General features: G+C 45.5%; 14 protein-coding genes and 1 pseudogene. 12 read left to right on the top strand and 3 right to left on the bottom strand.

The annotated features are described in order from the left end of the window. Window positions 1–358 precede the first annotated feature (358 nt). Window positions 359–1,060: a polysaccharide deacetylase family protein gene (locus AACV78_RS16770; protein ID WP_194011588.1), complete on the top strand. Its 702-nt coding sequence runs from the start codon at window positions 359–361 to the stop codon at window positions 1,058–1,060. A gap of 205 nt (window positions 1,061–1,265) precedes the next feature. Here the strand turns inward: AACV78_RS16770 and AACV78_RS16765 are convergent, their stop codons facing one another. Further along, entirely contained in the window at window positions 1,266–2,474 is a 1,209-nt protein-coding gene (locus AACV78_RS16765) for a lipid-A-disaccharide synthase-related protein (protein WP_194011589.1), read from the bottom strand. 110 nt (window positions 2,475–2,584) lie between these two features. On the opposite strand from AACV78_RS16765, the gene AACV78_RS16760 reads away from it, so the two are divergent. The 8 genes and pseudogenes from AACV78_RS16760 (at window position 2,585) to cydB (ending at window position 10,951) form a co-directional block, all read left to right on the top strand. Continuing rightward, entirely contained in the window at window positions 2,585–3,748 is a 1,164-nt protein-coding gene (locus AACV78_RS16760; protein WP_194011590.1) for a GuaB3 family IMP dehydrogenase-related protein, read from the top strand. Window positions 3,749–3,973: 225 nt separating this feature from the next. Beyond that, complete coding sequence (locus tag AACV78_RS16755; RefSeq protein ID WP_255513001.1) at window positions 3,974–4,108, top strand: hypothetical protein; 135 nt, start codon at window positions 3,974–3,976, stop codon at window positions 4,106–4,108. Window positions 4,109–4,312: 204 nt separating this feature from the next. Beyond that, window positions 4,313–4,636, top strand: a complete 324-nt coding sequence (gene trxA, locus AACV78_RS16750) for a thioredoxin (protein ID WP_194011591.1) — start codon at window positions 4,313–4,315, stop codon at window positions 4,634–4,636. A gap of 323 nt (window positions 4,637–4,959) precedes the next feature. Next, complete coding sequence (locus AACV78_RS16745; RefSeq protein WP_194011592.1) at window positions 4,960–6,021, top strand: LOG family protein; 1,062 nt, start codon at window positions 4,960–4,962, stop codon at window positions 6,019–6,021. Between the two features lie 389 nt (window positions 6,022–6,410). Continuing rightward, window positions 6,411–7,616 carry an urease accessory protein UreH domain-containing protein gene (locus AACV78_RS16740; RefSeq protein ID WP_194074316.1) on the top strand — a complete coding sequence of 402 codons (1,206 nt, stop codon included), beginning with the start codon at window positions 6,411–6,413 and terminating at the stop codon, window positions 7,614–7,616. After that, the gene (locus AACV78_RS16735; RefSeq protein ID WP_194074315.1) at window positions 7,591–8,064 is read left to right on the top strand and encodes a hypothetical protein; all 474 of its coding nucleotides are present in this window, start codon (window positions 7,591–7,593) and stop codon (window positions 8,062–8,064) included. Before AACV78_RS16740 ends, AACV78_RS16735 begins: the two co-directional genes overlap by 26 nt. 510 nt (window positions 8,065–8,574) lie before the next feature. Further along, window positions 8,575–9,936, top strand: a complete 1,362-nt coding sequence (locus AACV78_RS16730; RefSeq protein ID WP_304941064.1) for a cytochrome ubiquinol oxidase subunit I — start codon at window positions 8,575–8,577, stop codon at window positions 9,934–9,936. A gap of 8 nt (window positions 9,937–9,944) precedes the next feature. Next, a pseudogene (cydB, locus tag AACV78_RS16725) lies at window positions 9,945–10,951 on the top strand (cytochrome d ubiquinol oxidase subunit II). Window positions 10,952–10,989: 38 nt separating this feature from the next. Here the strand turns inward: cydB and AACV78_RS16720 are convergent. Next, window positions 10,990–12,186: a methanobactin export MATE transporter MbnM gene (locus AACV78_RS16720; protein ID WP_194010142.1), complete on the bottom strand. Its 1,197-nt coding sequence runs from the start codon at window positions 12,184–12,186 to the stop codon at window positions 10,990–10,992. 143 nt (window positions 12,187–12,329) lie between these two features. Next, window positions 12,330–13,280 carry an MbnP family copper-binding protein gene (locus AACV78_RS16715; RefSeq protein WP_194010141.1) on the bottom strand — a complete coding sequence of 317 codons (951 nt, stop codon included), beginning with the start codon at window positions 13,278–13,280 and terminating at the stop codon, window positions 12,330–12,332. A 211-nt stretch (window positions 13,281–13,491) separates the two neighbouring features. On the opposite strand from AACV78_RS16715, the gene AACV78_RS16710 reads away from it, so the two are divergent. The 3 genes from AACV78_RS16710 (at window position 13,492) to AACV78_RS16700 (ending at window position 20,739) form a co-directional block, all read left to right on the top strand. After that, a complete protein-coding gene (locus tag AACV78_RS16710; protein WP_194010140.1) occupies window positions 13,492–13,914 on the top strand; it encodes a BlaI/MecI/CopY family transcriptional regulator in 423 nt (140 codons plus the stop codon). Further along, a complete protein-coding gene (locus tag AACV78_RS16705; RefSeq protein WP_194010139.1) occupies window positions 13,914–14,753 on the top strand; it encodes a M56 family metallopeptidase in 840 nt (279 codons plus the stop codon). Before AACV78_RS16710 ends, AACV78_RS16705 begins: the two co-directional genes overlap by 1 nt. Before the next feature lie 616 nt (window positions 14,754–15,369). Next, window positions 15,370–20,739, top strand: coding sequence for an AAA family ATPase (locus AACV78_RS16700; protein WP_194010138.1), 5,370 nt, complete (start codon window positions 15,370–15,372; stop codon window positions 20,737–20,739). Window positions 20,740–21,100 lie beyond the last annotated feature (361 nt).

The raw sequence follows: 21,100 nt of genomic DNA, 5'->3' as shown, positions 1-21,100 counted from the left end.
TGAGGGGATCTGTAAATTGGCTCGGAATATAAATTCTTGCGTTACGCCCTGCAACTTCCGCTCTTTTATTGTTGCTTTTTTGCTCTGGAATTACTTGCGCTGTATGTAGCGTAGAATCTTAAGCTGTGGTGCATTTAAATTATGTGTTGAGGGGGGGTTGCGGGGCCGCTTCGCTAGATTGAAAGCAGGCAGTTTAAATGCGGATTAGCTTGCTGGCGGAGCTTCTAGCTACTGGGTATCGCCCGAACTTAAAAATCTCGGAACGGACAATAATTAATGATAAAATAGCTGAAGGATTCAGTGCCTTAATTGTGATAATCTGAAAATAGTCCACTTTCATTCTCGATCGAGTGCAGCTATGCGAATCGGTAAAAATTTACAAAAGTTTCTGCTTTTGACTGTAGCGTTTTTTTTTGCAGCTACTGTGTTAATTAACGTTACTAATCTTCACAATTATTTCGGTATCAACCGCGCCGATACTGGAGAGAAAGTTATTGCCCTTACCTACGACGACGGCCCTTTTCCTCCCTATACAAATCAGCTTTTAGATATTTTAGACCGCTATCAAATTAAAGCAACTTTTTTTGAGGTCGGTCGAAATATTGAGAAACATCCAGAAATCGTGCCAATGATTGTGGCGAGGGGAAATGAGTTGGGAAACCATTCCTACTCTCACAAAGATATGATGTTTAAACCCCACCCACATTTGGTTTCTGAGATCGAAAAAACTGACAAGCTTTTGCAGAAAAATGGGGTGAAGCAGGACAGTATTAATTTTCGCCCGCCTTGGGGACGGAGATTTATAGGTTTGTCTTATTTGGTTTCCCAAATGCACAAAAAATTGATTATGTGGGATGTGGATTCTCAAGATTATGAGGAAACTCACACGGTAGATGATATTGCAAATCAGGTGATTAATAATGTGCGACCGGGTTCGATTGTGGTGATGCACGATGGCGGGGGCGATCGCTCGAAAACGGTAGCAGCTACTGAGATAATTGTCAAGACTTTGCAGTCGAAAGGTTACTCGTTTAAGACTGTTTCGGAGTTGCTGAAATAATAGAGGATTTGATTAAACCGCAGAGGGCGCAGAGGACGCGGAGAAAGAAAAGAGAGAATTGAATGATGCGGATGCTAACTGATACCAAAGTGCAGACGCGGTTGAAACCGCCGAATCATCTCAGGCTAGAACATTTGTCACAGTTTGCAGAAATGACAAGAATTCGGTTGGGGAGGTTTTATGCGTACAGGATTGTGGTAACAATTCATTTTAGATGTTTTGCGATGTAATTAGCAATTTTGAGGCTGCCTCCTGGTGCGCCCATTCTTTCTAAGCCATTTTTTACGCAATTTTCTAAATATTTTTTGTCTTGAAATGTGCGCTCGACTGCTAAATCAGCTTCTTTAATAATGTCAAGTGTTGCTGTTTCTGTGCCGATAACTTGTACGGAACCACCTAACAGCCGACTTTGAGCCTCTGCAAACCGATAGGTAAATGATGGGCCGTTTCCGGGGATGGTAATTACGGGTTTTCCTAAGCCTACTGCTTGTTCGATCGCACTTCCTGTCATCCCGATTACTAAATTCGACTGCTGCAAGATGTCGGCGAAAGCATCTGAATCACAAATTACTTCCACGGTTTCGGCTTCTTCGCTACCCTGCGGCTTGATTCCTGGGAAAGTTAGCTTTCCTTCTCGCTGCAGCCATCCGGCTTGTGCTGCAATATTATCTAATTCGAGCATTAGACTCGGAACTAATGCGGCCCGAAACTGCACTGATTGCGAAGCAGTGGCTGCAATTTCTTTGACTAATTCCAGCAGCAAAATCAGGTTGTCGCTGGCTTCGGGGAGGCGCGAACCGGGGAGAAGCGCGATCGTCCTAACTCCGGCTTTTAACTGCAAATCTTTGCCTGTAGGATTGAGGTTGTCCATGACAGGATTGCCGACAAATATGGCTTTCTCGAAACCCTGTCGGTTTAAGTCCGCAGCAGTCAATGCGTCCCTCGTGAAAATGGCTAGACATTGCTCGGAGGAAAGCAAATAATTCAAGAGGAAACCCAAATCGGCTAGCCCTTCGTAATAAGTAGAATGAGCTGACAGAAAAATTATATAGGGCCGACCTGTGGCATGGGCGAACCCCGCCGCGACAATATCTCCAGTCGTCACTACCAAATCGCAGCGCGGAGAATGCTTCCTAATAGCGTTGAGTTGCTGTAAAGTCAAACGAACTAGCCCCGCCCTCACGTCTTTGAGGAAAAACAGGGGATTCATGTAAAAAACTCCGCCAGATGGCATGGGACTTGTGGGCCCGATAATTGGTACGCCCGATCGCCCGTAAGCAGCCCCGTCGCCTACAATCGGTATCGCGGCCACGTCAACATCCGCGCCTGATGCTCTCAAAGCTTGGACTATTTGACAGTTGATCGCATCTTCTCCGTGGCCGTTGCTGATAAAAAGTATTTCCTGGGATTCCATAGAGTCAGAATTAGTGCCGAATTTTTTTTAACACACTCGCGCGATCGCTACCCTCAAGCAGGCTACGATTTTGTTAATCTAATTTAAATACATTGTGGAAGTGAAACAGCGTGAATATTGAAATTGGGCGGGGCAAAAGCGCTCGCCGAGCTTACGGCATAGATGAAATCGCGCTGGTACCCGGACAGCGCACTCTCGATCCGAGTTTGGCAGATACCAAGTGGCAGATTGGCGGGATCGATCGAGAAATCCCGATCATCGCTAGCGCAATGGATGGAGTAGTCGATGTGCGGATGGCCATTTTGCTGTCGGAATTGGGAGCAATGGGCGTCCTCAACCTAGAAGGAATTCAAACGCGCTATGCCGACCCCCAACCAATTTTAGAGCGGATCGCTTCTGTTGGGAACCACGAATTTGTTTCCCTGATGCAGCAACTCTATGCAGAACCCATTAAGCCCGAATTAATCGAGCTCAGAATTAAAGAAATTAAAGCTGGAGGAGGGATTGCTGCTGTCAGCGGTACACCTGCTGCAGCGAGCAAATACGGCCAGGCGGTTGCTAAATCGGGAGCAGATATATTTTTTGTGCAAGCGACTGTAGTCTCGACGGCTTTTCTTTCCCCTGAGTCGATCGCATCCTTAGACTTGACCCAGTTCTGTCAAGAGATGCCAATACCCGTAATTTTGGGCAACTGCGTGACCTACGAAGTCGCCATGAATTTAATGAAAACTGGCGCTGCAGGCATTCTCGTGGGCATCGGGCCGGGGGCTGCTTGCACGTCTCGGGGCGTATTGGGTGTCGGCGTTCCTCAAGCCACAGCGGTAGCAGACTGCGCCGCCGCGCGGGACGACTACTATCGCGAAACTGGCAAATATGTGTCGGTGATTGCTGACGGCGGTTTAATTACCGGCGGCGATATCTGCAAGTGCATTGCTTGCGGTGCCGATGGAGTGATGATTGGTTCGCCCTTTGCTAGGGCCGCCGAAGCTCCAGGCCGGGGCTTCCACTGGGGGATGGCGACTCCGAGTCCGGTTTTGCCGCGCGGTACTCGGATTCGCGTCGGGACTACGGGTACTGCGGAGCAAATTTTGCGGGGGCCGGCGCTGCTAGATGACGGTACGCACAACTTGCTCGGAGCTCTGAAAACTAGCATGGGAACTCTGGGTGCTAAGAACCTTAAGGAGATGCAGCAAGTGGAAGTGGTGATTGCTCCTTCTCTGCTGACTGAGGGTAAAGTCTATCAAAAAGCTCAGCAGTTGGGCATGGGTAAGTAGATTTACCGATCGAATTCCAGGATATCTTGACAAAATTTGTTCGAGAGTCTCAAAATTTACAGAATTTTTGTGGAATTATCCAAAAGGAGATGTCACAATAGAGGAAGCGGAGACAAAAGTTTCCGTTCACTCCTCACACCACACTCCGCCCGGACTACTGTTCGGGCGGTTCCTTTTTTAGTGCCGGCGCTCTTGTTTGCTTGCTGGCTAAGGGGTTAAGGCTGTTTGCTCCCAATTTTGGGGGAGATTGGGGAGGGCTGTTCTGATGTCCGATCGATTACCATCACCAAAATGGTGGCCGGAGGCGAAGCCACCCTCGTATTTGGGATGCTACGGGATTTGATGACTTTTCAGTTTTGAGCGAAAAAAGTATTTCTCATGCTCGGTTTTGCTCGATCGCCCCAGCACGAATGTCTTGCGCCCTTAACATCAATCCGTTCAATCGGTTACATCCGTTACAACATTCGTTGCCAAACTTCGTTCTGTTAAAATCGGTCATGCAAGTGGTAACACTATTTGCTAAACTTGTTAACCAAGAAATAGTATTTACAAGGATGGCTAGGGATGTCAGCAGCCGCGCAAGTAACCGACTCTACCTTTAAGCAGGAAGTGCTCGATAGCGAAGTTCCAGTTCTAGTGGATTTTTGGGCTCCTTGGTGCGGGCCATGTCGCATGGTGGCACCCGTCGTAGAGGAAATTGCCAACCAATATGAAGGGCAAGTGAAGGTAGTAAAAGTTAATACCGACGAAAACCCTAACGTCGCCAGCCAATACGGTATCCGCAGCATTCCGACGCTGATGATATTTAAGGGCGGTCAGCGGGTTGATATGGTGGTTGGGGCAGTTCCGAAAACTACTCTGGCCAACACTCTGGAAAAGTACATTTAACCCAAAATATTGCACCATTGCCAATAAGTTTTTCAAGAGCGGGTTGCTGAAACTGCCCACCCCACAAGAAATTCGATATCTGGCTTAACAGGGCCTACAGCCTGTGAAGCGAGAATGGTGCAAAAAGTAAGTTTCGCCCAACTCCGAGCAGTGTGGCACTGTTTTTTTGGGCAGTGAAAGCCGCAGCTTCAGAACGGGGGCAAAGCTAGTAGAAAAGTTATTAGTTGTCAGCAGGGCAATTTGCTGGTGGCTATTAACTTCTAAATTTGGCTTGCCCCTTAATTTTTTTTTAGCAACAAATTGTTACCATTTCAGAAAAGTTCATGGTTCCTTCAAGTCAAGGTTTTGAGTCCCTCCAAGCTGATGCGCTCGATTTAATCGATCGCCTACCAATGTTGAAGCACTCAGAGTGGATCGAACGATCGCTCTCGACTATAGTGCAAATGGCAGGAGAGGAGCTCGATCGCCTGGACTGGAAAATTATCTCGTCGTCTCTGCGAGATATGGAAAAAGCTTTCTCCCTGTTTTATCCTTACCTCCACGTTCGCAAAATCGCGATTTTTGGTTCGGCGAGGGTATCCCCAAAATCGCCGGAATATTTGATAGCGAGAGATTTTGCACGGGCGATCGCCCAGCAGGGATTTATGGTGATTACTGGCGGCGGCGGCGGAATCATGCAGGCGGCGAATGAGGGGGCGACTGCTGAACGTTCTTTCGGGCTCAACATTCAGTTACCTTTCGAGCAAGATTCCAATCCTTTCATTGCCGGCGACTCCAAGTTGCTCAATTTTAAATATTTCTTCACTCGCAAGTTATTTTTTCTGCGGGAAAGCGATGCTTTGGCTTTGTTTCCGGGCGGTTTCGGCACTCTCGACGAGGCTTTTGAGTGTCTGACTTTAACTCAAACCGGCAAATTCGGGCCTGCTCCTTTGGTATTGATCGATCGACCCGGAGGAGATTATTGGCTTGATTGGAATAATTTTGTGCAAAAACAATTGCGGGGCAGAGGTTTGATTTCTGCTGACGATCGCAGTCTCTACACGATTACAGACGATGTAAATGTCGCTTGCGAGGCGATCGCAAGTTTTTATCTAGTTTATCACTCCTGCCGCTACGTGCGCGAACAACTGGTAATTCGCTTAAAAACTGAGCTTTCTGAGGAAAATGTCGATCGGCTAAATACTGATTTTAGCGATATTGTTGTCACCGGAAAAATCGCAAAAAGTCAAGCTTTACCTCCAGAAATAGGAGATCCAACTTTCGATCTACCGCGGCTGACTTTGCATTTCAACCAGCGGAATTTGGGGCGGCTTTATCAGCTAATTGCTGCTATCAATCAAATGGGTTCAGCTTCGCCGGCGGCCGCGCATCCAGAACAAAAATAATTATTAGTCAGTAGTCAGTAGTTATTAGTTATTAGTTATTGGTTATTGGTTATTAGTTATTGGTTATTAGTTATTGGTTATTAGTTATTGGTTATTAGTCATTTTAGCCTGAGCGAAGTTGAAGGCTAGTGATTAGTGATTAGTCATTATAGCGGTTATCACAAAAGTACAGTTATACCATTTTTCTAGAAATGTGCTGATGAACTCTTAGCCCCCCCTTGATAAGGGGGGGTTGGGGGGGGTAATATCTAGCGCTACTTTATTTCATTGGTATTAGAAGTTTGACAGCCTGTCTTTTGACAAAAGCGATCGACTGAGAGCAAAATTTGTACGAGGTCAAGAAATATTGTCAATATCTCGATCGCCTTATTTAGGGAAAAACCAGCAAAATGCTAGACCTGCTGCTAATTAGCACTTTGGGATTTCTCGGCAGTTTCGGGCACTGCGCGGGAATGTGCGGCCCGCTGACAGTGGCGTTTTCTCTCTCCAATTCCCGCAACGAAAAATTAGCGACTTTCCGCTTTCATTTGCTGCTGAATTTAGGGAGAATTGCGGCCTACGCTGTGGTTGGTGCCGCCATTGGCGGACTGGGTTCGGCGTTAATTGCTGGCGGACAAATGGCCGGTACCGGTAGCGGATTGCGGCGGGCGATCGCACTTCTGACAGGTACAATGCTGGTTTGGTTCGGAGTAGTCCAAATCAAACCGGGTTTGCTGCCCAGATTACCACTGTTGCACCCAATGTCGCACGATCGAGTCGCACAAGCCATGAACAAGCTTTCGACGCAAAAAAAATGGTGGGTGCCCGTGGCTTTGGGCTTGCTTTGGGGTTTAATTCCCTGCGGTTTCCTCTACGCCGCCCAGATTAAAGCCGCCCAAACGGGAAATCCGGTTTTGGGTGCGGCGACGATGTTGGCTTTCGGACTGGGAACCCTACCAACCATGCTGGGAGTAGGTTTTTTTGCCGGCAGGTTGAGCGCCCACAAACAAAGTCAACTGTTTCGGATGGGCGGGTGGGTGACAATTTCGATCGGGATTCTTACCTTGCTGCGAACCGACGAAATGGTCGATTTTACAGGCCACGCAGCGCTGCTGTGCTTGATGCTAGCACTGTTGGCGCGTCCCGTTAGCAAGTTTTTGCCGGCACTGCTGCGTTACCGGCGCGCTTTGGGTGTGGGTGCGATCGCGATCGCCCTTGCCCACACCTTTCATATGTTGGATCATACGCTGAAATGGAATTTTGATGCCGTGTCTTTCATGTTGCCGCAACATCAGTTCGGAATCCTAGCTGGGATGACGGCGCTGCTGTTAATGGTACCTGCAGCGGTAACAAGTGTCGATCGCCTTCAACATTATTTAGGCAAACTGTGGCGGCGAATTCACCTGTTAACCGTCCCCGCTTTTTTGCTGTCCGCCATCCACGCAGCCCTCATCGGTTCCCACTATCTCGGCGGCTTTGAATGGAAGTTGCACAATCAACTGCTGACCGCCGTTTTAGCCGTAGTTGCAGTATTAGTTTTCTGCGTGCGATCGCGCTTATTTTGGTCAATTTTATCACTGGAGAAGTTCTATGTTTCGCCTGTCAAACAAAAATAAAATTTTGGGAATATTAGTTTTTTTAGGCTTGCTAATTGAAGCAACAATTCCCAATGCGCCGCACTTAAACTCGATTTCAGTTTTGGCGCACGAAGTGGAAGTATCGGGAGATGTAGCCGCTACCTTTCACCTAGAACCCAACCACAACCCCCGCGCCGGAGAAACCGCCAGAGTTTGGTTTTCCCTGACTCGCAGGGGCGGTCAAATTATCCCACTAGAGCAGTGTAACTGCAAATTAGCAGTTTATCCCAAACAGCATAAAGAGGGGGATAAGCCCCTGATGCAGCCACCTTTAAAAGCAGTATATGCAGAGAAATATCAAGGCATTCCGGGCGCCGATCTCGTATTTCCCAAAGCAGGTATTTACGAACTTGAATTGAGCGGAACAGCCAAAAACAAAGCTACTTTTAAACCCTTCAAACTGAGTTATACAGTCACAGTTCGCTAAGATCATCTTTCCATCACCGAACATAAATATTGTAATACCATTTTTCTAAAGATGTGCTATGGATGAAATCTTAGCCCCCCCTTAATAAGGGGGGGTTGGGGGGGTAATATCTAGCACTACTTTATGAAATTAGTATAGAGGCGGGTTCACCGACAATAAATGTCTAAAACCCACAATCTCATAAACCCGGCCCCACCCAACCTTCGGTAATATCATATACGCTCTTCATCAGAATCATTCATCTCTCTCTTCTCTTTCTCTGCGTTCTCTGCGTTCTCTGCGGTTAAATCATTCCGATCAAATCTGTATAAAACCTTACAGATTGCCAACTCTACAAAATCTCACAAATTTTTACATTACATTATAACCAGCGTCAATTCTGGAAATTGTTCAAACTAACCTCTCTTGAACTGACTAAAGGATATAACAATGGATATCTTATCAAACACCGTCGCGCTATCGCGGATGCAATTTGCGCTAACGGCAATATTCCATATGCTATGACCAGTTCTGACTACTGGAATGGGAATTTATCTAGTAATTGTTGAAGGAATGTGGCTGAAAACTCGCAATCCAGACTACTATTACCACGCTCGTTTTTGGTCTAAACTCTACGTCCTCAACTTCGGCATTGGCGTAGCTTCCGGGATTCCGATGGAATTTCAATTTGGCACGAATTGGGCACCATTTTCCGAAGCCGTCGGTGACTTTTTTTGCAGCATTTTAGGCTTTGAAGCTTCAATGGCATTTATGCTAGAAGCAGGCTTTTTAGGAATTATGCTGTTCGGTTGGGAGCGCGTTCACCCGATCGTCCATTATTTCGCTACAATCATGGTAGCCTTCGGCGCAAACCTATCAACCGTCTGGATTTTAGTCGCCAACTCTTGGCTGCAAACTCCAGCGGGCGGAGAAATGGTCAACGGCAAATTTATTGTCAGCGATTACTTTCAAGCAATTATGAACCCCTTCGCATTAAACAGCATTCTGCATATGTTTTTTGCGACGTTAGAAACTTCACTGTTTGTAATTGGTGGGATTAGCGCTTGGTACATTCTTAACAAGCGCAACCAAGCCTTTTTTTCCAAGTCTCTAAAAATTGCCATAGCCACAGCAATCGCCGTTGCACCTTTGCAGATATTCATCGGACATTTGAGCGCCGAACAAGTTTATCGCTATCAACCCACTAAATTAGCAGCAATCGAAGCTAAGTGGGAAACCTCCCCAGCCGGAGAGTCAGCCGATTGGACTTTGCTAGCTTTACCTAACGAAAAAGCCCAAAAAAACGACTGGGAAATTAGTATTCCCAATGGCTTAGGATACGTTTTGGAATTCAAGCAAAAACTATCCGAACCAGTTCTAGGCTTAAAAGAATGGAAGCCCGAAGATAGACCAATAATGGTGGGTTTAATCTACTATTCTTTCCGCATCATGTCCGGCATTGGATTCTTTTTTATAGGATTGATGCTGTTCAGTATAATTCAGTGGCTGCGAGGCAAACTTTCGCCCGAAAATATTAGCAATCAACCTTGGCTGATGCGCGCTTGGGTATTAGCTGCGCCCCTGGGATATATTGCTGTAGAATCCGGTTGGATTGTCCGCTGTGTCGGCAGACAACCGTGGGTTTTATACGGGCAAATTCGCACTGCTGATGGTGTATCGAACATCCCCGCTAGCAATGTTTTAACTTCCCTCATCTGCTTTGCCGTTATCTACAGCTTTTTGTTTGTTTGTGCGATGTATTTTGGGAGGAGAATTATCCGCAAAGGGCCGAATTTAGCTCTGCCCGTACTGGGATTAGACAATGAACCCGCCATCGAAACTCAACCCGCAGAACACATTCCCGATAAACGTCCAGTAGAAGCACAACAATAGGAGATTTTATGCAAGCTTTGGAGCATTTTCTCCCGCAAGTTTGGTTTGTAATCTTGGCTTTATTTCTGCTCCTTTACATCATGCTAGACGGTTTTGATTTGGGAGTGGGAATCTTGTCTTTGACTGCTGACGACGAGGAACGCAGGGGCATTTTAATGACCAGTCTGGGCAACGTTTGGGATGCTAACGAAACTTGGCTGGTTTTAATGGGAGGCGCTTTGTTTGGGGCGTTTTCCCTCGCTTACGGCACGATTTTAACTGCTTTGTACATACCGATTTGCATGATGCTTTTTGGTTTGATATTTCGGGCTGTCGCCTTTGAATTTCGGGAGCATTCCAACCGGAAAAAATTTTGGAATTATGCTTTTGGGGTCGGCAGTTTTTTGGCTGCTTTAGCTCAAGGATTTGCCCTCGGTGCGGTGCTTGAAGGCATTGCGGTGGATGAGGCCGGGCATTTTGTGGAACTTGGGATTGGCTGGATTGGCGATCGATCTTGGTGGCTTTGACGCTGGTTCAAGGCTATGTTTTGATCGGTTCCACCTATCTAATTATGAAGACTGACGGAGAACTCCAAACAAATCACTATCGCACTGCTAAAATTGCGGCGGTAACAACACTAATCGGAGCAGTTTTAATTACGATCGCCACTCCGATTTTTTACGAAAGTGCTAGATCCAGGTTGTTCGAGAAACCGCTAGTTTATGTATTTGTGGCGATTCCTTTGGTGGCATTGCTACTGGTAGGAATGCTGCTAAAAAGTCTAGCAAAAAAAGAAGAAAAAACGCCGTTTGTGTGGACAATATTATTTTTTTTACTAAGTTTTATCGGCTTGGCATTAATTGTTTTTCCATACATTATTCCGACCAAAATTACGATTTACCAAGCCGCTGCTTCGCCCAGCGCTTGGGTATTTATGATTGTGTTCATGGGCGTTCTGCTCCCGATCGTGATTTTTTACAACATCTACAATTATGTTGTGTTTCGGGGTAAGGTTACTGGCGGCTACGGCGAATAAAATAGGTTCGCAGTAAGGGCTGAAGTCCTCCTACAAATTTAAGGACTCAAGTCTTCACTGCGAACGAATGGGTCGCTAAAAGCAGGATTGTTGATAAAATTTTCATCGGTTAAACTGTGCAAAAAAGCCAACAAATCGCGCTGTTCTTGCACGTTGAGTTTGAAGCCAGAAACAAAGTTACTTTTGAGCGGATTTTCGCTGCCTATTCCCGCCAATTCTCCTTTTTTAATAGTTCTGCCTCCCGCTTTGTAGTGGCCGATAACTTCTGGCAAGGTTTTGATACTTCCGTCGTGCATATAAGGTGCTGTCAAAGCAATATTTCGCAGGGTTGGTGCTTTGAATTTGCCCATGTCCGAGGGTTCGCTGGTGATTTCGTATACTCCAGTATTGTTGGGCGGATAAGCGCCTTTGCCGTCAAGATTGTACAATCCTGTATTGTGAAAAGCTATTTCTTTGAAAGCTAGGCGATCGTGCGCGATCGAATCTGAGAAGTTTAGTCCGCCGTGGCAGTGAAAGCATTCTAAACGTTCGCTGTTAAATAATTCTTCGCCCCGCTTGGCTGAGGCTGAAATCGCGCTGGAGTCGCCGCTGTAGCGGTATCTGTCGTAGGGAGAAGTCAGGGAAATTAAAGTGCGTTCAAAAGAGGCGATCGCCCTTGCTAAGTTGCTAATATTAATAGGATTGGGTTGTTGACTAAAAGCTGCAGCAAACATTTTTTGGTATTGCGAATCCGATCGCAATATTAGCAAAAGTTCCTCTTCTTTACCAACCATTCCCATTTCTACGGGATGTTCGCCAAACAAAGGTACTAATAGCTGAGATTCGAGTTTATTTTGTAGCGGGTTTGCCCAAGTCAGCACGGAATTGTAGCCAATGTTAGCTAAACTCATAGCATTGCGCGGGTGTTTTTCTCCGGTTGCGCCGACTCCTAGCGTTTTTCCGTCGGTAAAAGCTTTGGCTTGAATGTGACAGGAAGCGCAGGAAAATTCTCCTGTGATTGACAGGCGTTTTTCGTAGAAAAGATGCCTGCCTAATTCGACTTTTTCTTGGCCGATCGGGTTGTCGGCTGGTACAATTGGTTTTGGCATTCCAGCGGGAATGTTCCAATTGTAAGTTGGAGGCGGTGCAGTGGCTAAACTAAAATTTGGCTGGGATAATACTGCACTCAAACTAATTGCCAGCAATCCCGAAAAAATGCCGATCGCACTTAAACTTAGCAGTCGATTTCCCTTCATGTAAATAATTAAACAACGGTCGGTTGCAACTAGATAGAATTCGCTAGGTTGATGATAATATCTCAGCCCAAGCGTGGGTACGGGTGATAGGATTTTTATTAGAGACTTTGGCAAACCCGCCCCTAGAGAAATCAATATCTATTTTACTGAATTTTAAAGAAAGTTTGTCCCCCAGCAGGTTGATCTCCAAATGGCAAACCTAAGTTTTTCATAATTCCGGCGCAGTCGCCATCCTTCGGTTCCGACATACATCCGGGCGGAGTATTGGCTTGATTTGCTGTTAAATTAGTTTGAGAAACTAGGGAGTTCAAGTCAGCAATGACTTTATTTTTAGTTGAATCAAAGTTGCTAAAAATTACTTGTGATTTGTTAGGATTGGCACAGCTAGTCGGCTTTTGATTGTTGCCTTCAGCTTTGCATCCCGTGCTGCCTAAATGAATCATAAAACCCTGCAATCCGCCGCCGTGACTGCCGCCGCGATTGCCTGCGTTGTGAGCAATTTGGCTGCTTTCTGTACCTGATTTACCGTCGGGGTTTTTGTCAGCCATGTGATTTTTTATGTCAATCCTCAGAAATTTGTAGCCGCCGCGCCAGTTCCACCACAGGGATGTGAGATTGAGGGGAGAAGGTGCGAGACTTGCGTCTTCGTGATTGAGGGTAAAAGGTACGCCGAGGGTGAATTGCAGGCCTTTGTAGCTGCCTTTAGGTATTGTGCCGATTACTCGATCGCGAATTTCGACTGTTCCGTTAGCGCAATCACCGGATTTATTTTCAAAGTCTAGCAAAGCCACATTTTGATGCTGCCATTTGCCGTCTTGTTTGAGAGTCAGCGGTACAGCTTTGCCGCTACCGTCAATTAAAGCAACTTCGGATACATAAAAGCGGAAATCTGTAGGTGTAACCGTAGCAGCCGAAGTGCCTAAATTGCTGTAGCTTTCGCCACAGTTAAAGGATTTTTCGCCTACCGTTGCGCTAAATTTAATTTCGATTTCTTGAGTTTCCGCGGCTGTGGCTTGATGCCTGTCAATCGCCAAAAAGCTGCCCGAAATAGCTGCGCCTGCCAAGGTTGAGGCCAAGATTAGTTGTTTTTTCATTTAGGGATACTTAAAATACTAACTCAGGTAATTCCGGCCTGATTTTTACACTTTTTGCTGCAACTGTCAAATGACGGCTTGTCAAACTTATAAATAGCAAATTGATTAAGCCTTTCTAAAGAAACAGTCGATAAAAAGCCTTAATGATGTATTGTCGATCGATAATTAATTACATTATCCCTAAAATCTCAAACCTCAAATCTAAAATTACATGAATCCTCTGCCGAATTATCGCCCCAAGCAACTTTCTCTCGGCCCTTTGGAGGCTGAGATTTTAAATATAGTTTGGGAGCTAGAAATTGCTACAGTCAAAGACGTGCACGATCGCATTTTAGCCGATCCCGATCGCGAATTGGCCTACGCTTCAGTAACAACAGTGCTGCGGCGCTTGACAGAGAAGGGTTGGCTGGCCTGCGACAAAACAGAACGGACATTCGCTTGGAAACCTTTAGTTTCTTGCGAAGAAGCCCGATCGCTTTTTGCTTACGATCGCCTGCAAAAGTTTTTAGCAGTTGGCAATCCCGATATTGTAGCAGCATTTGCTGACAGCCTCGACCAAGCAACAGTCGAACAATTACAAGAAATTTCCCTTCGCATTCAAGCTGTCCGCCAAGCCCGGGAGGAGCAAAAATAATGCACTTAATCCTGATTGTTACCGCGTTGGTTGCAGCTTGTTATTTGAGAATTAGATGGTCTGTTCCTCAAGGAAATTGGGCCCGTCGCTGGCAGCGATCGCTCTTATTTTTCTTGTTTCCTCCGCTGCTGTTGTTTGCGACAGCTATCGCAGTGATTTTTATGGGAACTCAGGGACAAATGGTAAGATTGTGGGATGGATGGTTTAGCTATTTGCTAGCTGTAACTTTTTTGAACGCAGCTACAATTTTGTGGATAAAATTAGCGACAGATGGCTATCTATTTTTAAAGCAAATTCGCACTTTTCCTCAGAAAAAAATAGCCGAAATCAATGTCAAACTTATCGACACGCCAGCTTTTTTTTCTGCTATAATTGGTTTTTGGAAAACCGAATTTGTAGTCAGTACGGGATTGTTAAAAACCCTCGACTCGGCTCACCTGCAAGCAGTAATTGCTCACGAACAAGCGCACTACTATTATCGCGATACGTTCTGGTTTTTTTGGTTGGGATGGCTGCGAAAAATTACTGTGTGGCTGCCGAATACACAAGCTTTGTGGGAAGAGTTATTAACGCTGCGGGAATTGCGGGCTGATGCCAAGGCGGCGGCGGGAGTGGATGGTTTATTGTTAGCAGAAGCTTTGTTATTAGTGGCGAGTTATCCGCACCGAAATTTTGATGTAGATTGCGTGGTGGGTGCTGTCGGTTCGCAAAATAGATTGGGAGAGAGAATAGAGGCGCTGTTGGCAGAGCCTGAATTAGTTTTAAAGGTGAATAAGTGGTTTTTTGGTTGGCTAATTTTAACGCTTTTGCCTTTGTTGACGGTGCCGTTTCACAGTTGATTGATACCAAACCTGGGTTTTGGAACCCCTCGATCGACAAGTCAATCTTCGGCTGACGAAAGTTTGACTTGCTGCTTGAAACCGTCCCCGTCATAACTCAATAAGCGATTGTTAAGCTGTTAATTCCCGGAGAGATCCCTCGCATCTGCATGATTGTCGGGGGACGAAAGAGCAACTTCTTGTCCGCACCTTGATTCGGGGGGCTAGGGGGGATTTGTCTGGGAGCATCTCATATTTATAAAAACACTTCTTTTGACTCCTTCTTTATTCCTCTTTCCTCCTGTCTCCTATCTCCTGTCTCCTGCTATCCGGGAGCATCTCATATTTATAAAAACACTTTTTTTGACTCCTTCTTTCTTGCTCTTTCCTCCTGTCTACTGTTTCCTGCCTCAAAACTCCAATTTCTAGCTTAGCTGCTTTCCGACAGAGATACTCCCTCAGACTATCTTGATAGAGCGCCATCTTTTTATTCAAAAGTTAAAAAGCATAAAAGCGGTAGAGTTTGTAGGCTGGGGATTTCGCAGTTTTATTTTCCTCAGACTAGATCGATAAAAGTGTATACTTAGTGATAAGAGTCAATGTCGTCTGAGATGGAGTAATCCAGAGGAGTACCGCAGTGGATTTGACAAACCGAATTTCTGGATATCATCTGGTTGAGCAATTATACTGCGGTTCGAGAACCCTAGTTTATCGAGCCATTCGAGAAACAGATCGGCTTCCGGTTGTCATTAAACTATTAAATCGAGACTATCCCAGCTTTAGCGAACTGCTGCAATTCCGCAACCAGTATACCATCGCCAAAAATCTACGTCTGCCGGGAGTCGTTGAACCCTACAATTTGGAATCCTATCGCCACAGCTATGCCCTCGTGATGGAGGATTTTGGCGGCATTTCCCTGCGAGACTACGCCCAAGAACGGAAGCTGACTCTAGCAGAAATCTTGGAAATTGCCATTCAAATAACTGACATTCTTGACGGACTGTACCGAAACAGAGTCATTCACAAAGATATTAAGCCAGCTAACGTTCTGATTCATCCCGAAACTAAACAAGTCAAACTGATTGACTTTAGCATCGCCTCCCTACTGCCGAAAGAAACTCAAGAAATTCAAAATCCCAACGTTTTAGAAGGAACCCTCGCCTATATTTCTCCCGAACAAACCGGACGAATGAACCGAGGCATCGACTACCGCACCGACTTTTATTCTCTGGGAGCTACATTTTACGAACTGCTAACAGGAAAACTGCCATTTGAATGTAACGATCCGATGGAGTTGGTTCACTGCCATATTGCCAAAAAACCTCCTTCAATTAACAGCCAAGAAATCCCACAGGTAGTGTCGGATATTGTGATGAAGTTGATGGCAAAAAATGCCGAAAAGCGCTATCAAAGTGCCTTGGGCTTGAAGAATGACTTAGAACGATGTTTGCAGCAGTGGCAAGAAACTGGGAATATTGAGACTTTTGATTTAGGAACGCGGGATGTATGCGATCGCTTTCTAATTCCCGAAAATCTTTATGGTCGAGAACGAGAAATACAGCAACTTTTAGCAGCCTTTGAACGAGTAGCACAAGGTAACAGCGAAATGATGCTCGTTGCAGGCTTTTCCGGCATAGGAAAAACTGTTGTGGTCAATGAAGTTCACAAACCCATTGTCCGACAGCACGGCTATTTCATTAAAGGTAAATTTGACCAGTTCAATCGCAATATTCCCTTTTCGGCATTTGTGCAAGCATTCCGCGATTTAATGACACAATTGCTCAGTGAAAGCGAGCTCCAACTCCAATCATGGAAAACCAAAATTTTAGCAGCCCTCGGTGACAATGGACAAATTATTATTGAAGTAATTCCCGAACTGGAATGGATGATCGGACAACAACCCACAGCCCCAGAATTGTCGGGGATTGCCGCTCAAAATCTCTTCAATTTACTATTCCAAAAATTCATCTCTGTCTTTACCACAAAAGAGCATCCCTTAGTGATGTTTCTGGATGATTTGCAGTGGGTAGATTCGGCCTCGTTAAAGTTGATGCAGTTGCTCGTAGGGGAATCGCAGTCCAGTCACTTGCTACTAATTGGAGCCTATCGAGACAATGAAGTTTCCCCCGCTCATCCTCTGATATTAACCCTGGATGAAGTCACTAAAGCAGGGGCAACTGTCAATACCATCACACTTGCACCGCTCGATCGAACCAGTTTGAATCAATTGGTGGCAGATACGCTAACTTGTTTGCCTAAATTGGCGGAACCGCTGACGGAATTAGTGGCGCGGAAGACAAAAGGAAACCCATTTTTTTCGACGCAGTTTCTCAAGGTATTACATCAAGATAAATTCATTACTTTCGATCTCAAAGCTGGCTATTGGCAGTGCGATATTAGTAAAGTTAGAGACGCAGCGCTCACCGATGATGTGGTTGAATTCATGGCGCAGCAGTTGCAGAAATTGCCATTTGAAACTCAGTCTGTTTTGAAGTTAGCTGCTTGCATTGGCAATCAGTTCGATCTGACAACATTAGCAATTGTTTCGCAAGTTTCCGAGACGGAAGCAGCAACCGCATTGTGGAAAAGTTTACAGGAAGGTTTGGTTTTACCCCAGAGTGAGGTTTATAAATTTTATCTAGGAGTAGAAGAAAATATTTCAGAAGCTAATTCTCAAACGGTTGCTTATCGTTTCTTGCACGATCGCGTCCAGCAAGCTGCTTATTCTTTGATTCCAGAAAGCGATCGCGCGATCGCCCATTATCAAATCGGGCAACTGCTGCTGCAACAGATTTCACCAGAAGCTAGAGAAGAACGCATTTTTGAATTAGTCAATCAATTAAATTACGGAACGACGCTGGTTGTAGAACAAACAGAACGAGACGACTTAGCACAACTCAACCTCATTGCTTGCCGCAAAGCCCGATCGGCAACTGCCTATCAAGCAACCCGCGAATATGTCACAGTGGGGCTGCAACTGCTGGGAACAGACGCTTGGGAACGGCAGTACGAAATCACCCTATCCCTGCACGAATTAGCTGCCGAGGTTGCCTGGTTGTGTGGTGATTTTGAGGGAATGGAGCGAACGATTGAAGCGACGCTGCACCATACTAAAACTCCCTTAGATCGGATGCAAATCTATCAAATAAAAATTCAGTCATTGAACTCCCGCAATGAATTTTTAGCGGCACTCTCGACAGGTAAATCTGTCCTTCAATTGCTAGGAGTCAGCCTGCCTGATAGCCCAACGACTGACGATATTCTGCAGGCGAGACAGGAAATCAACGCATTAATCGGCGATCGCTCGATTGAGGAGTTGATTCATCTGCCGAAGATGAGGGATGCTCAAAAGCTTGCCATTATGCAGATTGCTGATAGCATTCTGCCTTCGTGTTACCTGACAGGTTCGCCGCTTTATCCCTTAGTAGTTGCACTACAGGTCAAGCTTTCAATTCAATTTGGCAATAGTCTCTTTTCTCCGATTAGCTATGTTAGCTACGCATTCCTACTCAATATGCTGTGGCAAGAAATGTCACAGACTCAGCAGTTTGGGCAACTAGCTTACCAGCTTGCCAGAGAGCCGTATGCTAAAAATAATAGAGCTGCAACCTTTAATGTATTTGGGGGATACGTTCATCATTGCACCGCTCATCTAAGAGAAACATTACCGATTTTTCAGGAGGGCTATCAAGCCGGATTGGAAGTGGGCGATCTGGAATTCATTGTATACCTCGTACAAATGTTTTCCTTAAATGCCTTCTGGTCTGGTCAACCTCTAAATGAACTCGAACCCAAAATTTGCGCTTATCACCAGCAGTTGCAAGAACTCAACATAGTTACAACAGCCAAGCATTATTTAATTTACTGGGAGACGGCTCTTATCTTGTTAGGTCAATCCGACGATGAAGTTACTTTACGGAAAGATTCTTATGAGGAAGAATTGGTTTCTCAGGTGCAAGCATCCAAAGATGTGTTTCGGTTGTGTATCTTTTACCACCACAGATTCGTATTGAACTTCTGGCTGGGAGACATTGTTAAGGCACAAAAGGATGCGGATCGAACCAGACAACATCTGACAGGATGTATGGGAACAATTCTCGAACCTGTCTTTTACTTCTACGATGCTTTAATGGCACTGGCGATACTTTCAAAATCGAATACTGAGTGGGACGCTCAATGGCAACGAGTGCAGGAAAATCAAGCAAAGTTACAGCAATGGGCCTCTCATGCCCCGATGAATCACTTGCACAAGTGGCAACTGGTGGAAGCCGAACGCTACCGCGTTCTCGATCAATACAAAGAGGCAATTGAGTGCTACGACCTTGCAATTCAAGGAGCCCAAGAAAACGGTTATATCCAAGAAGAAGCATTAGCCAACGAACACGCAGCCAAATTCTACTGGGAATGGGGCAAAGAAAAAGTCGCCGCCAGCTATATGCAGGAAGCGTATTACTGTTATGCCCGTTGGGGTGCTAAAGCTAAAGTTGAAGACCTAGAACAACGCTATCCCCCATTACTTAAACCTATTCTAAATCAGCCAAAACTTCGCTTTAATCCTCTAGAGACGCTGGCAACGATTAGCCACTCTTCGTATACTTCCAGTACCAGCAGCACCAGTATTTTCGATGCCCTTGATTTCGCCTCGATTGTGCAAGCGGCTCAAGCTTTATCCAGTAAAATTCAGCTTGATGAATTACTCGACACCCTCAATCAAATTATTTTGAAAACTTCTGGAGCCGAAACTTGTGCTTTGCTACTGCCCCATCAGGATGAATGGCAAATCCGGGCAATAACTCACATCAATCTAGATAACCAGCCACCCACAACCCTACTGCAAACCCAACCTCTAGATGGCTCGGCGGTGATTCCGCTCAAGCTGGTTTATTATGTCAAACATACCCTGCAAACTGTGGTTATTGAAGGCGGCAAAACCGATATTCCGGGTTTAATGAATGACTGTACGCTCCAGTATCAGTCTCAGAGTATGCTATGTACTCCGATTCTCGATCGGGGGAATTTAGTTGGCATACTTTATCTCGAACATCGATCGACAAAAGGAGTGTTTACTTGCGATCGCCTCCTCGTGCTCAACTTCCTCTGCACTCAGGCTGCCATTTCCCTAGAAAATGCGCGACTGTATCAGCAAGCCCAGGACTATGCCTACCAGGTGGAACAATCTCAACTGCAATTAGTACAAAGCGAAAAAATGTCCGCCTTGGGCAATTTAGTAGCGGGGGTAGCCCATGAAATTAATAATCCAGTGGGTTTTATTTCTGGTAATATTCATGAAGCGATCGCCGCCGTCAAAGATATTACAGAATACCTGCAACTCTACCAAGAAAAATTTTCCAGTCCGGGTGACGAAATCGCAGAAAAAGCAGAAGAGATCGACATTGAATATCTCTTAGAAGATTTACCCAAAATGTTGAATTCTATGCAAGTCGGGTGCGATCGCATCAAAGGTATCAGCACCAGTCTCCGTACCTTTTCCCGCGCGGACAAAGATTACAAAATTCCTTTCAATATTCATGACGGAATTAACAGTACGATTTTGATTCTCAAACACCGATTGAAAGCCAACGAACAGCGTCCAGCGATTGAAGTTGTGAAAGAGTACGGGAACTTGCCATCAGTTGAGTGCTTCCCCGGACAATTAAATCAGGTGTTTATGAATATATTGGCGAATGCCATTGATGCACTGGAAGAATCAAATCGGGAACGGAGTTTTGAGAAGATTAAAGCCCAAGCCAATTGCATCACGATTCGGACAGAAATGAAGTCTAAGGAGTGGGTGACGATTCGCATTTCTGACAACGGGCAAGGGATAGCAGATGAGGTAAAAGCGAATATTTTTGACCACTTATTTACAACCAAAGGCGTGGGGAAAGGCACGGGATTGGGTTTGGCGATCGCGCGGCAGATTGTAGTTGAAAAACACGGCGGTATGCTAGAAGTGAACTCAACTTTAGGTCGAGGTACAGAATTTACGATTTCACTTCCATGTTGAGCGGCGCGGTATTTTTCTACTCCCGGAGATGGGAATAATATCATTTCCGGTAACACTCATACATGATGTTGACTGTTCACTGTCAACCGTCAACCGTCAACCGTCAACCGTCAACAATGAACTCGAATTTGCTATTCCGATGCAACCGGAAACGATATAAATGGGTGATTAAATTGCCGATAGGCGAGTTAAAACAAGCGTAAACTCGGAATTATCAAAGCGGGGTTTTTGGTAAATCATATCACTTCCGGTAGCACTCATACATGATGTGAACAGTCAACAGTCAACAGTTAACAGTTAACAGTCAACAGTCAACAATCACCTGACGGTGCAACCAAACTTGATATCACTTCCTACTCCA

The sequence above is a fragment of the Tychonema sp. LEGE 07196 genome, assembly GCF_963890365.1.
Taxonomy (GTDB): domain Bacteria; phylum Cyanobacteriota; class Cyanobacteriia; order Cyanobacteriales; family Microcoleaceae; genus Microcoleus.
This window is presented reverse-complemented; position numbering and strand designations above follow the sequence as displayed.